At 32.8% G+C, this 14,101-nt stretch carries 12 protein-coding genes; 5 read left to right on the top strand and 7 right to left on the bottom strand.

The features are described from left to right. Nucleotides 1-373: 373 nt before the first annotated feature. Nucleotides 374-1,546 (bottom strand): CapA family protein, encoded by a 1,173-nt coding sequence (locus tag ACSBO6_RS05945; RefSeq protein ID WP_498844359.1) that lies wholly within the window; start codon nt 1,544-1,546, stop codon nt 374-376. 358 nt (nt 1,547-1,904) lie between these two features. Here ACSBO6_RS05945 and ACSBO6_RS05940 point away from each other — a divergent pair, with 358 nt between their 5' ends. Genes ACSBO6_RS05940 through ACSBO6_RS05930 form a run of 3 tightly spaced genes read left to right on the top strand, consistent with a single transcriptional unit; the run spans nt 1,905 to nt 5,254 of the window. Further along, nucleotides 1,905-2,855, top strand: coding sequence for an AAA family ATPase (locus ACSBO6_RS05940; protein ID WP_498844358.1), 951 nt, complete (start codon nt 1,905-1,907; stop codon nt 2,853-2,855). Further along, nucleotides 2,856-4,055, top strand: a complete 1,200-nt coding sequence (locus ACSBO6_RS05935; RefSeq protein WP_498844357.1) for a DUF58 domain-containing protein — start codon at nt 2,856-2,858, stop codon at nt 4,053-4,055. It abuts the gene before it with no gap. A 17-nt stretch (nt 4,056-4,072) separates the two neighbouring features. Beyond that, nucleotides 4,073-5,254: a hypothetical protein gene (locus ACSBO6_RS05930; protein WP_498844356.1), complete on the top strand. Its 1,182-nt coding sequence runs from the start codon at nt 4,073-4,075 to the stop codon at nt 5,252-5,254. Between the two features lie 209 nt (nt 5,255-5,463). Here the strand turns inward: ACSBO6_RS05930 and menC are convergent, their stop codons facing one another. Genes menC through ACSBO6_RS05910 form a run of 4 tightly spaced genes read right to left on the bottom strand, consistent with a single transcriptional unit; the run spans nt 5,464 to nt 9,478 of the window. After that, complete coding sequence (gene menC, locus ACSBO6_RS05925; protein ID WP_498844355.1) at nt 5,464-6,579, bottom strand: o-succinylbenzoate synthase; 1,116 nt, start codon at nt 6,577-6,579, stop codon at nt 5,464-5,466. 27 nt (nt 6,580-6,606) lie between these two features. Then, complete coding sequence (locus ACSBO6_RS05920; RefSeq protein ID WP_286138353.1) at nt 6,607-7,449, bottom strand: GNAT family N-acetyltransferase; 843 nt, start codon at nt 7,447-7,449, stop codon at nt 6,607-6,609. Between the two features lie 13 nt (nt 7,450-7,462). Further along, nucleotides 7,463-8,599, bottom strand: coding sequence for an amidohydrolase (locus ACSBO6_RS05915; RefSeq protein ID WP_098846845.1), 1,137 nt, complete (start codon nt 8,597-8,599; stop codon nt 7,463-7,465). Nucleotides 8,600-8,623: 24 nt separating this feature from the next. Then, a complete protein-coding gene (locus ACSBO6_RS05910) occupies nt 8,624-9,478 on the bottom strand; it encodes a MurR/RpiR family transcriptional regulator (RefSeq protein WP_098846846.1) in 855 nt (284 codons plus the stop codon). A 321-nt stretch (nt 9,479-9,799) separates the two neighbouring features. Here ACSBO6_RS05910 and ACSBO6_RS05905 point away from each other — a divergent pair, with 321 nt between their 5' ends. After that, the gene (locus ACSBO6_RS05905; RefSeq protein WP_098846847.1) at nt 9,800-10,909 is read left to right on the top strand and encodes a glycosyltransferase family 4 protein; all 1,110 of its coding nucleotides are present in this window, start codon (nt 9,800-9,802) and stop codon (nt 10,907-10,909) included. After that, a complete protein-coding gene (locus ACSBO6_RS05900) occupies nt 10,902-11,684 on the top strand; it encodes a HipA family kinase (RefSeq protein WP_098846848.1) in 783 nt (260 codons plus the stop codon). The genes ACSBO6_RS05905 and ACSBO6_RS05900 overlap by 8 nt, the downstream gene beginning before the upstream one ends. Before the next feature lie 47 nt (nt 11,685-11,731). Here the strand turns inward: ACSBO6_RS05900 and ACSBO6_RS05895 are convergent, their stop codons facing one another. Both ACSBO6_RS05895 and galU read right to left on the bottom strand, forming a co-directional pair. Then, nucleotides 11,732-13,042 carry a UDP-glucose dehydrogenase family protein gene (locus ACSBO6_RS05895; protein ID WP_098846849.1) on the bottom strand — a complete coding sequence of 437 codons (1,311 nt, stop codon included), beginning with the start codon at nt 13,040-13,042 and terminating at the stop codon, nt 11,732-11,734. 1 nt (nt 13,043) lies between these two features. Beyond that, complete coding sequence (gene galU, locus ACSBO6_RS05890) at nt 13,044-13,955, bottom strand: UTP--glucose-1-phosphate uridylyltransferase GalU (protein WP_098846850.1); 912 nt, start codon at nt 13,953-13,955, stop codon at nt 13,044-13,046. Nucleotides 13,956-14,101 lie beyond the last annotated feature (146 nt).

Genomic DNA, 14,101 nt, shown 5'->3' with positions numbered 1-14,101 from the left:
TCTTACACAAACAAAAGAAGAATAGTTAACTTCCCACTAGAATATTACTTTTTTTCCATATGTAGTGAAAATAAACATTAATACAGTTAGAAATAGTTTGTGAGATTTACTACTATTTAATTTATAAACAGCAAAAAAGCTTGTAAAAAAACAAGCTTTCAGAGTGTAGACAAACCCCTTTTTCAAAATTAAATTTGTTGAAAAAGGGGTTTTTTATACTTTTTATTAGCACATTTAGTTGGAGATTTAAAGAAAAGGCACTATATCTTGATACTAGTCTTCGCATAAAAAATAGCTGTCGACTTTGTCGACAGCCTGAAAGCTTGTAAAAAACAAGCTTTCAATGTTCAGTATTTAGCCAACCTATTAAATCCTATTGCACCTCAGAAATACTTTTTAAATCCTTAATATTTGTTCGCATATGATTCATTATTTCATTGTATCTCATTTTGCCATTTTTTAGATGAACATCATTTATATTTTCTAAAGACATAATTTTAAAATTACGATTATCACGATAGTAATTATAAGTAGGAAAAAAGCTTGGATTTACTAATTCAATTCTCACATTTTGATCAGTTTGAGTTTTAACTACATCAATCGTACCCATGCCACCAATTAACTCATAGATTTCATCTTGAGCTGATAGGTAATTTCCTAATGAGTAAAAAACGATTGATTTATTCCCCGTTTTTCCAGTAATCCATGCTGGCGGTTGCAGCACATGCGGATGATTTCCAATAATAATTTGCACTCCCATATCAGCCAATTGTTTTGCGAGATTCTTTTGGCTATTGTTCGGCATTCTTTCATATTCAATCCCCCAATGCATGGCAACCACTACTATATCTGATATTTTCTTTGCCCTTTCAACATCACTACGTATTTTGCCAAGGTCGATCAAATTTACTAAATAACCTTTTCCTTTAGGAACGGGAATCCCATTTGTACCAAATGTGTATGCAAGAAATGAAAATCGAATATTATTTTTATTTAATACCCTAATTTGGTCACGATCTGCTTGTGATTTAAAAGCACCTGTATACGGCATATGAATAGCGTCCCAATGGGAAAGTGCACTTCGGATAATCTTTTCACCTCGATCAAGCGAATGATTATTGGCCAGTGTTACAAAATCAACCCCAGCACTTTTTAGTGCATCTCCAATTTCATACGGACTATTAAATGAAGGATACGTTGATAATCCAAGGTGCTTTCCACCTATCATCGTTTCTTGATTCGCTACTAAAATATCTGGTGTTTCCATCGTTTTTCTAACTTCATCAAACATCTTATTAAAGTTATATTCACCATTTGGTAGCATAGCATCTTCATAAACTTCATTATGTATTAATAAGTCACCCACAGCACCTACAGTCACCTTCGTTACTTCCTGATTTATTTTTTTGATAGGTTCTTCTTGCTCTTTAACCTGCTTTGTATTTTGTTTATTTTCGTTTACTTTGTGTTCTTCTTGATTATTTTTTGTACACCCGCTAAGTAAAGCAAAACAGCAGGTTACTAATACGATCATTATTTTTTTCATCTTTTTCTCTCCTGTTAAAGCGAGGTTCAATGGAATGCATGGTATAAGAAGAGATCAAAACAATCCGGAACCCTTATATAAATCATATTTTTACCTTCTCAACATTTAATACTCATTATAACCTTTAAAAAACTTTAGTCTACCATTAGAGATTCCTATTTTCTTTCTTTTAAGTTACTTCCATTTTTTAACAAACAAACATTATATTTTACAGTTTTTATTTAAACATATCAACTAATATTATTCATTCACTTTAATAGATTTTAAAAATTGAGAATTATTGGACTTTATTAATGTTGAACGATTAAAATAATAGCATGATGAACAATTTAAAACGTTGAAAGATAAGGAGAAAGCAATGAATAGATCAGAAAAGCTATTAAAATTAAAGAAAGAGATTAGTCAAGTGATAATAGGTAAAGAAGATGTCATTGAAATGATTTTCATCGCTCTTATTAATAATGGGCATATTTTACTAGAAAGTGTGCCTGGTACTGGAAAGACACAATTAGCTAAAAGCTTTGCCAAAACGATTAACGGTTCATTCAAAAGAATTCAATTTACCCCGGATTTATTACCTAGTGATGTAACTGGTATACAATTTTTTCATCCAAAAGAGCAAGACTTTCAACTTCGTATTGGCCCTGTTATGACGAATATTTTATTAGCAGATGAGATCAATCGTGCTACACCGAGAAGCCAAGCTAGTTTATTAGAAGTAATGGAAGAGCGCCAAGTAACAATCGATGGAGAAACAATTCCTCTACCAAATCCGTTTATCGTTATAGCAACCCAAAATCCTATTGAATCACAACAAGGTACGTTTCCACTACCTGAAGCACAGATGGATCGATTTTTTATGCAAATTAGTTTGGAATACCCTACATTTGAAGAAGAAAAAAGCATTATGAAGTCTTATCGTTCAAATACTCCATTTTCTAATTTAAAAAATGTACTAACTTTAGAAGAAATTAATGAAATGAAAGAACAGGTGAAAACAGTTACAATTTCCGAAGAAGTAGAGGATTATATTTTAAATATTATTCATTCTACGAGAAATCATGAAGATATACAACTTGGCATTAGTCCACGTGGCACATTGGCACTAATGAGAGCTTCACAAGGTAAAGCATATATAAACAATAGATCATTTGTCACCCCACAAGATGTAAAAGATGTTGCGATTTATCTTCTTTCACACAGATTAGTCTTGACCCTTGAGGCATCTTTAAAGAAAAATGCAATACAAGTTATTGAATCAGTTTTAAATCAAGTTGAAGTTCCATTAGAAGCTGGAGCTGGTCAATAAATGTATTGGAATAAAGAGTTACATGGTAAAAATTCACTTGATATCCTAATTATTTTTGGAGGCATATTTCTACTTATTAATTTCTATCAATCTTCCTATTTATTAATGTTTTTAGGAGGATTTTTAATCATCATTAGTTTAATGAGTCGATACTATTTAAAGCATGTTGCTGATCACCTGATCATCGAAAACGACAAGGAGCCCATTCGAGTTTCCGTCGGAGAACAGTTTAATTTTCCGATAAAGATCATCCAGAATCATTGGTTACCAATTATTAACGCAACAGTTCGAATTAAATTAGAACCAATCGTAGATAGTATAAATTGTAAGACTGTTAGTAGCGATTCAAATTTAGAACTAATTATCCCAATTCAACTAAAAGGTAACGAATCGATTCAGATTTCATTTCCACTTTCAGCTACTAAACGAGGTGTTACTAGAATTAAACAAGTAGAATTAAAAATTTCAAACTTTTTCAGTTTAGGCTACCTATATTTGACCTATAAACCATTTTTACATAAAGAAATTATTATTTATCCTACTTTAATTCCTGTACCTCAAATTGAGCAAATCATTTCAACTAACTCATATGGTAGTTTTGTAACAAATACTAGTCTGTTTGAAGATTTCCTGGCTCCGATTGGAACAAGAGACTATGTCTATTCGGACTCATTTCATCAAATCCACTGGAAAGCTAGTGCTAAGACCCAAGTACTTCAAACGAAAATTTATGAAAGAACCGCTGATTATTCTATTACATTTATTATAAATTTACGAGATACTCATCATGATCACTTTAGATTAAGTATAATTGAAAACATTGAATCAATTGCAAGTAATATTGCCTATCTAGTTCAATACGCTACAATAAAAAATATTAACTATGAAATATTTCTAAATTTAAACATGGAAAGTGGCGTTCCAGTTTATCATTTACCGATCGGTGGAGGTAAATCTCAACTAGGTAAAACATTTGATATACTTGCTCGAATAAATGGCGCAAGAATGACCCAGCCGGTCGATAGATTACTATATTACGTAGAAAAGCAACAACGAAAATCTCCTGTTGTTATTTTATGTGGTCCGTTCGGTAAACATGGAGATCGGTATTTTGCTCAAATGAGAAGACGAGGCCAAAGCATCTATTATCTACAAGATGATTTAGAAAATCCAACACTTGTTCCATATGGACAACATTAAGTCGAAAGGATCATGAAATGATTTTACGTCTACTTTCTATATACTTTTTTTCATTAGAATATCTATTACTCTATTTAATCGTTTTATTTATATATGAATCCAAAAATCAACTGCCACCTACTTTGGCAATCATTTGTATTTTTATCCTTGGAAATCTATTTTTACTTTACTCATTACGAAAGTCACAAGTATCACGGGTTATTCTATTTCTAGCAGCCATTATTTCTGGAGGACTTGGTTATACTCTTGGGTTAAATTCAGTTACATCTATTTTATGTGCTAGCTTTATCTTTTTTCGACTTGAGGCTTTTCTTGAAGACACTTCGCTATGGATGGAAGAACGAAATAAATTACAAATCATTTTTTATTTGTCGAGTTTGGTAGTCCTCTTTTTTGGCTGGACTTCACATTATTCTCATATGAACTTGATATTATGGATTCTAATCATATTCACAATTCTATTTAGTTTAGGTAGATACTTTCAGCAAGCTACCACTACACAAACCATTAAAAACTATCGAGGAATTATAGGATCAATCAGTATAGCTGTGCTGATTACCGGAATCATATCGTTCATATTACCTATTTTAAAGTGGGGCATTTTTAAATTATTAGACGGTTTATTTAGAGCGGTTGGTTTTTTAGGAACTCCTCTCTTTAACTATGTAGATCACATTAATATTAAAGAGAAAAAAATTAAGCTAGGTCAAAATTCAAGCGCTGAAGATAAAATCCCACAAAATACACGAAATCACCATTACATACTAGAATCCATTCCGACTTGGGTTTGGCTATTAATACTGATAATCGTTTTAATCGTAATTTGGCTAGTCATCAGAAAACTTACTTATATACGTAACGAAAAACATACTGTCCAGCAGGAAATCAGCATCGAATATAATGCAATACCAGAACATCATAGAAAAAAAAGAGCCTTTTTCAAACACTCCGCCCCATCAGAGCAAATCAGAAAGCTAATCTTCCAACTACAAAAATATGCATCTAAAAACAAACTGGGTCGACACAAAAACGAAACATTAAAAGAATGGTTGGAGCGAATACAAATACAAAATGAAGACGAACTAATCGACGCATATAACTCAGTTCGCTATGGGAAAGGTGAAATCAAAGATATTGAGAAATATGAAGTACAAGTCAAGAAAATAATGGAAAGGATTAAGAGTAAGGATAAGGAATAAGTTTAAGAAGAATGGACCCAAACCATGTACTGGACTTGGTTTGGTTTTTTTTATAAATTTTTTTCGGTTCTAAAAATATCATTACTGCAAATAAGACTTGGCGGTATGAGGAACTATATTAGCATTTTGTCGTACCATTCTTTCTCATGAATCATCACAAAAAAACACAAACCATAAACTTAGATTTGTGTCCTTTCTTGCCGCTGTATTTAATTTTTTTTGTAAACTTTCGTACTGAGTGTATATTTTTCGATGTTTTGCATGTGTGGGTCGTACCCGATGCCTGGTTTAGTTGGTACGGTGATCATTCCATTTTCTACGGTTACTTCTGGTTCGATTATATCTTCTGCCCAGTATAAGGCGGATGCTGCTGTGTCTCCAGGTAGAATGAAGTTAGGTAATGATGTAATTGCAATATTATGGGCTCTTCCGATTCCAGATTCTAGCATGCCACCACACCATAATGGAATTCCATTTTCCTGGCAAAGATCATGTATTTTTCTTGATTGAGTTAGTCCGCCAACTCGACCAATTTTAATATTAATAATTTTACAGCTTCCTAGTTTTATTGCTTTTCTAGCATCTTCAAGTGAGTGAATACTCTCGTCTAAGCAGATTGGCGTTTTCATTCTTTCTTGTAGGTCTGCATGATCGATGATATCGTTGTATGCAAGTGGTTGTTCGATCATCATTAAATTATAATCATCTAAAGCAATTAATTGATCCATATCAGATAATGTGTATGCTGAGTTAGCATCCGCCATTAAAGGAATTGTTGGATAAACTTTTCGTACTTTATCGATCAGTTCAATATCCCAGCCTGGTTTAATTTTTAATTTAAATCTCTTATAGCCTTCTGCAAGTCGGTTTTCGATGATGTTAATTGTTGAATCGATTGAATCTTGAATCCCAATGCTTACTCCTACTTCAATAGCCTCTTTAGTTCCACCTAAAGCAGTTGATAATGAGATATTTTCATGTTTAGCATAAAGATCCCAAATTGCGCCTTCTATGGCAGCTTTAGCCATATAGTTCCCTCGAATATGCGAGAAATACTTTTCGGAAATTTCGTCTGGATGGTTAATATCATTATTTAAAATGATTGGTATTAAATAATCTTCTAGAATATGCCAGTTTGTTTTTAATGTTTCTTCATTATATAGTGGATCAAGCATAGCAACAGATTCAGCCCAGCCTGATATACCGTCTTCGCTTATTGCTTCTAAAAGGATAAATTCACGGTCATATTCAGTACCAAAGCTTGTTGTAAATGGATGCAATAAATCTAGCTTCATATGGCGTAATATTATTTGTTTAATTTTCATTTCCAAACTCTCCTTTTATTTTCCTTTTTATTTTTTCAATACGTAAAAATGAACTGGTATTTCTGATTCAGAATTCTTATAAAATCCCGTAACTTTCCATCCGCTTTGAAATAATTTTTTAAAGCACTCTCTAGTCAGCATTCGCCACTGACTTGCAATTTTACTATTCGTTTCTCTAATTGTTCGGAAATCCTTTGGTACCGCAACGAAGGCTAGATCGTTTAACACATCTGTATCGTTTTGAATCGGCATTGGTATTTTGTCATTATTTTCTTCCCATGTTATAAGTGAGTTATTAACTGCTTCATCTAATTCAAAAGGTCTCAATTGCTCCTTTTCTTCTTCCCCTTTTGCAATATACCATTCGACTAGAAAACGGTCAGATGGAATTCCACTATTTAATAAGTCTTCCATTTCTCCATAGCAGTTTTCAATATACGTATTACAAACTCCACCTAACTTAGAAATATTTAAATAACCATTTGCTGTTTCTAAAGGATCATAAGTCCAAGTAATACGTTTATAACCGAGTTTAAGAGCTTCTTCTCGCTGGGCAATTTTAAGCAATTTTCCAATCCCCTTATTACGAAACTCTTGATCTATTCCTAGCATATGTGAACAAAGATAAACATTTTGCCCATCATAACCAGGAAAACTATATTGAAATCCGATTAGTTTATCTTCAAAGTATGCACCTAAAACTAAGCCACCATTTTTTGCAGCTGTAATTGTTTGATGCGTAGGAATTGAATCTTCATAACCCCAAATTTTAGATTCCAGTTCTCGTACTTGCCCCATTTCTTCGATTGAGTGTAGAGCACGAATCTTAATTTCAGTTTTCAATTCTGTTTGATTCATTTTGTTTAGCACGTCATTCACCCCTTCATTTTTCTTGTTCTGATGCTAATAAAACTGTTTGAGTTAAAATTTTCGCTCCATAATGAAGTGCTTCTAAATTAAAACTCATATGAGGGTGATGTAACCCCGGAGTTAATCCACATCCTAAACCGACCATTGTAGCAGCAATTTGAGGATATTTATTTGTATAGAAATGGAAGTCTTCACCTCCATTTGAAATGCATTTGGGCACTACGTTTTCAGATCCGATCATTTCAGCAATGGCTCTTTCGGTCATTTTTATTGCCTGTTCGTTTTGTACGGCCGCTGGAACAAACTCTTCCATAGACCACAAAATCTTAGCTTTTGTTTCAATCATCGTTTCCTCAAACACTTCAATTGTACGGGTATTTAATTCATTCATAATATCATTTGATTGCGCTCTAACATCAAGTGAAAACTTTAGTGTTTCTGGGATCGTATTTGATGCTTCATTTTCAGTTTGAATTTGGGTCATTTTAATTGAATATGGGATATCTGTATTTAAATTTATTTGCTTCAATTTATTTACGATTTCGGCAGCTACTTCAATCGCATTAATACCGTCTTGTGGTCTAGATGCGTGAGCCTGAACCCCTCGAATTGTACCTTTAATCGTTTCAGCAGAACCATGTATGATCACTGGAGATGCCTTTTGAAAAGGTACTTCTCTTTCTGGTCTTAAGTGTACGCCAAACAATGAAATGACATTATCTAATGCACCATCTTCCATCATTTGAAGGGCTCCTTCGCCCTTTTCTTCGGCTGGCTGGAAGATAAATCGAAGAGTATGTTTTGGCTTTATACCACTTGCAGAAATAGCCAGCGCTGCATATAAAACCATCGTACTATGAGCATCATGACCACATGAGTGATTTGGCTTTACAACACCATCAACTTCTTGAACTAATGCATCCATATCAGCTCTAAGCGCAATAACTGTTTCATTTTCTCCCTTAATTTCAGCAATAAATCCATAATGATTTTTAAACGTTTTGATTTCAACTTCTGCATCTTTTAATCGTTCTTTTAAATACTTTGCTGTCTTCTCTTCTTGCCAACTAGGCTCAGCTAACTTATGTAAATCCTTGTAAGTTTGTAAAATAGTTTCTTTATTAAAATCTAGATAAGATTGTGGATTCATAAGATTTTCTCCTAACTGTTTCTACTATTCTATAAACACTTCATAGGTAGAATAAATTTTTTCCAATTTTTGTTGATACATTTGAATTCTCTTTTGGTCTTTTTCATATAACCCGGCAATCACTAAATTTAATAGACTAATAACGGATGCGATTGAGTTAGAGCCACTTTCTACATTTTCTTCCGTCGTTAGAACAATATCTGCAATTCGTCCAATTGGTGATAATAATCGATCAGTAACTGAAATTAAACTTACACCATTTTCTTTCGTGCATTCTGCAATTGTGAGTGTTTCCTTTGCATACCTTGGAAAAGAAAATGCAACGACAACCGATTTTTCTGTTAAATTGCAAAACTTTTCATAAAAGTCACCTGCTGGAGAACAATACAATACGTTACCTCTAATTGAGCTTAACGTATTTGAAAACCAGTATGCAGCTATATGGGATACTCGATGGCCAACTATTAACACTTGATCTGCAAAAGTAATTGCTTCAACTGCTTTTGAAATTTCATTCATATTCGAAGGTTGTAATAAATTTCTTAAAATATTTACTTCATTTTCGATAATTTTTGTATAAGTATTATGTCCTTCTGCATTTTTAATTTCTTCTTTTTCTTTTAAATAATCAGTTTTATTTAAATGAAGAAACTCATTTTGAATTGATAATTGCATATCACTGAAGCCTTCAAATTCAAGTGCATATGAAAGACGAATGACCGTAGTTTCACTTACTTCAACTTTTTTTCCAATTTGATATGCAGTTTTAAAGGCACACTCCTCAAGATTTTCAATCATATAAGTGGCTACTTTTTTTTGCCCTGGTGATAATTGGGAAAATTTTTCCTTAACTAACAATTTAAAATTAGGTCGCTCCATTATTTTTAATCCTTCCAATATTGAAGTTTATCCTTCAATTATTTTAAACATTGCAGTTAATCCTTCTTTTTCTTATACATTATCATATCCATAAATGAGGAGCAAGGAAATTTAGAAGTAAGTTTTTTATACTTTTATCCTAATAAATATTTTTGGTTTGTAGTTAACTGCCCTTACAATTTACCTCAATTTGAATTAACTAAAATAGGACTACTATTGAAAAAATTTCAATTCTGTCAAAAGCCATAGAACGTGTATACAATTAGTTTTCAAGTCGGTTTAAACGTTATTTGTATACCCTATAACCAAGGAGGGGAAAATTTGAAAGTCTTAATAATCTGGCGTCTCTTAACAGTAGGTGGAGTAAATGCTGGCTGGAGGAATCGTTCAATTTATTTTAAAAAGTTTGGAATTGATACTGAGTTTTTATACACAACTGATCATGGTGGATTACACATAATGGAAGATATTGCACCTGTCTATTTAACGAAGGACGAAAACGAAATTATTGATATCATTAAAAAGAATGCATATGACGCAATCATTGTAGTAGATACAGGTTCAGCGTATAAGTGGTTACAAAAAGCTAAATATAAAGGTCCAGTTATTGTAGAAGCACGTACGCCCGAGCTTCTTAAACTACAACCCCATTTAAAGAAATTCAGATCCATTGAACCCGTTTCTATAATTGTTCCATCAAATTATCAAAAAAGATTAGTTTCCATCTTAACAGATAATATCCCCATTAAAGTAATCTACAATGGTGTTGACACAACATTTTTCCATCCAATAGAACAAGATGAAATCGCCTATGAAAATAATCCAATCCTACCAAATAATAAAAAAATTGTATGCTGTATCGGTAGAGTGGATAAACGAAAAAACTGGCCAATGTTAATCGAGATTGCAAAGCTGATAAAAAGTGAACGGTCAGATATAGAAATTTGGTTAATTGGAGGAGCTCAAAGTGTTCAGCGTGAGGATTTTGCATTAACTTGGAAAGAAGAAGGACTAACCGATATCATTAAATGGTTTCCAGTTATTCCATATCAACAAATGCCCCATGTATACGCAAAAGTACTTCAATCTGGTGGTTGTACAATCGCAACTACAAAAGTAGAATCATTTGGGAATACCTTTATTGAGTCTATGGCATGTGGAGTGCCTGTTGTTGCTTCTAATATTATGCCTATTTCAGAAATCGTTCTTCAAGGTGAAACAGGTATGCTTTTTCGAGGACATGACGTTAAAGATGCTGTAAAAAAAATATATACAATTGTTGATAATAAGAATTTTCATCAAAAGCTTTCACAAAATGCAATCAACCATGTTGAAAAAAACTTTGCTATTCATAAAGTAGCTGATATTTATCGCGAATATCTTCTGAAATTTGATAAAAGCAAAAATAGTGATGTGATTCAAAATGATTGAACCTGTTTCCTATATTAAAAAACTAGAAGGAAAATCAAATGCTCATTTAATGACATTTAGTGATGGTAGAGATTATGTTGTGAAATATTTTAGGGCAGGTTTTGAGAAAACATTACCTAACGAATGGGTTGCATATTGTATTGCTAGATTTTTAGATTTACCAGTTCCTTTTGCTCAAATTGTTTCCATCCCTGAAGAATTTTCAAAAACAATACCGGGACTAGTTATGGAAGATATTCAACTTTCAAAGTTTCAATTTGCTTCTTTATATGTCCCCGAAACGTTAAATGGACACCAAGTTGGTTCCGTTCCTAGTATTATAAATAACAATCAGCTTGCAGGGATTATTTTATTCGATTATTGGCTCTGTAATGGAGATCGTACTCGAAAAAACATTTTACTTCGCGAAGAAAGTTTAGGTCAATTTAAACTTTGGATCATTGACCATGCTGAAGCATTTGGTTCCTATAGTTGGTTAACTACAGAGTTACTAACTTTACCTCAAAAGATTATGAAAAGTTCTACTCATCAATTCATGTCCCAATATATTAATAGTGAAGAAGAATTTAATGAACAACTACAGATTATTCAAAGATTCCCAGTACTGCTTTTAGAAGAAATAGTAGAAGTAATACCTGATGATTGGTTATTATCTAAAGAAGACAAAAAGGCAATTGTAGGCAGATTAGTAAATCGTAGAAAAAAAATTCTCCCTTATCTTAAACAGAAATTTGTCAAAACAATCTACCGTCCATTACATGAACAAAATGAATAGCATAATAAAAACGACTTCAAATTAGTTTGAAAGTCGTTTTTATTATGCTATTGAATTATGGACGGTTTACCAACAGGGTAATATTCGATTTTCATACAATCTCTTACTTTTTCTTCCTTCAGACAGTTTCTTCCGTCAAAAATAATTGGATTCTTCATCTTCTTGAATATGTTCGGTAAGTCAAGTTCTCTAAATTCTTGCCACTCAGTAATAATAAAAATTGCATCTGTATCCGTAACACATTCATTTATTGAACTAGCGAACGTTAAATTGCTACCTAGTATTTTTTTTGCGTTTTCAATTGCAACAGGGTCATATGCAATTACTTCTGCTCCTAACTCAGTTAAAGATTTTATGATAGTTATAGAAGGTGCTTCTCTCATATCATCTGTATCTGGTTTAAATGATAAACCTAGACATGCGATTCTTTTCCCTATTAAACTACCGAATCGTTCAATCGCTTTTTTTACGAGCAATTCACGTTGATTATTATTAATATAAATGGTTTCCTTTAGAAAACCGAATTCAACCCCATTTAACTCGGCTGTATGCAATAATGCTTTCACATCCTTTGGGAAACAAGAGCCACCATAACCTATTCCAGCATATAAAAATGCCTCACCTATTCGTTTATCTTTTCCCATTCCTTTCGCTACATCTTCTACATTTGCACCGAGTGCTTCACAAAGATTTGCAATTTCATTTATAAAACTTATTTTGCTTGCTAAAAATGCATTGGATGCATATTTGATCATTTCTGCACTTCGAATACTAGTTATTAAGATTGGTACATTTAATGGTTTATATATTTCTTCAACAATTCTAGCGGACTCTTGATTATTACTACCTATAATGATTCGATCTGCTTCCATCGTATCCTTTATTGCGGAGCCTTGTCTTAGGAACTCTGGATTTGAGACAACGTCCACTACAATTTCTTTACTGCAATTTTGTTGAATCATTTCCTTTACTAGTTCATTCGTTCCAACTGGAACAGTACTTTTTATCGCAATAATTACGTCTTGTTTAATATTTTTTGCGATATCAATCGCTGCACCCTCAAGATAGGATAAGTTTGCGGAGCCATCTTCCCTTTGAGGGGTACCTACTGCAATAATAATTACCTTCGCATCTTCTAACCCCTTATCATATGAGGTTGTAAAGGATAATCTTCCTGACTGTATATTATTAGCTATTAACTCCTCAATTCCTGGTTCGTATATTGGAGAAATACCTGCACATAAGTTTTTTATTTTAAGTTCATTTATATCAATACAAGTTACCAAGTGACCAATCTCTGCTAAACAGACTCCTGTTGTTAAACCGACATAGCCCGTACCTAATATCGAAATTTTCAAGTCAATCCACTTCCTGATTCTTCATATTTAGAGCATGATCAGATATGACCTCATTTAAAAAAGTAATTACCTCATCTTTTATATCTTCTCTATTAATCGCGAAATCAATTGTAGCCATTATAAATCCGATTTTATTTCCGATATCATATCGTTTACCTTCGAAATTGTATGCTAACACAAATTGATTTTTATTTAATTCATTAATCGCATCGGTTAATTGTAATTCACAGCCTTGTCCCACAGAAATCGTAGATAAAATATCAAAAATCTCTGGAGTAAGAATGTATCGTCCCATAATTGCATAATTTGATGGGGCATCTTTCAATTTTGGTTTTTCTACTAGGCACTCTACTTGAAATAGATTTGTATTTGCATCGTAAGTACTTTCTTTTTGTTTAATAACGCCATATTTGCTTACCTCTTCATCAGGAACATTCTGAACAGCAATAACCGGGGCATTATATTTCTCGTATACATTAATAATTTGCTGTAAGCAAGGTGTTGTAGACATTACGATGTCATCCCCTAACAAAACAGCAAATGGTTCATCTCCTATAAAACTCTTAGCACATAAAATGGCATCCCCTAATCCTTTAGGTTCTTTTTGACGAACATAAAAGATTTTCACCATATTAGATATTTTCTGCATTTCTTCCAAAACAGTTAGCTTGTTTTTTCGAGATAATGATTCTTCTAGTTCATATGATTTATCGAAATGATCCTCGATTGCTCGTTTACCTCTACCACTAATAATAATGATTTCTTCAATTCCAGAAGCTACTGCTTCTTCAACGATATATTGAATAGTTGGTTTATCAACTATAGGTAACATTTCTTTTGGCAACGCTTTTGTAGCTGGCAAAAAACGAGTCCCGAGACCAGCAGCGGGAATAATAGCCTTGCGGATTTTCATCTAACTTGCCTCCAAACATTTGTTCATTATACTTTATATGTAAATGAAGGAGGACTTGTCACCATATATACCTATTATGAATAGAAAGTTTATCTTTACCACATCATCAAACAATCATTTTCAAATGAAAAAAGGCTATCTCAAAA

This window comes from Bacillus sp. AL-1R (assembly GCF_052180195.1).
Lineage (GTDB): Bacteria > Bacillota > Bacilli > Bacillales > Bacillaceae_G > Gottfriedia.
The sequence above is the reverse complement of the archived record's forward strand: the minus strand, read 5'-3'. Positions and strand labels throughout refer to the sequence as shown.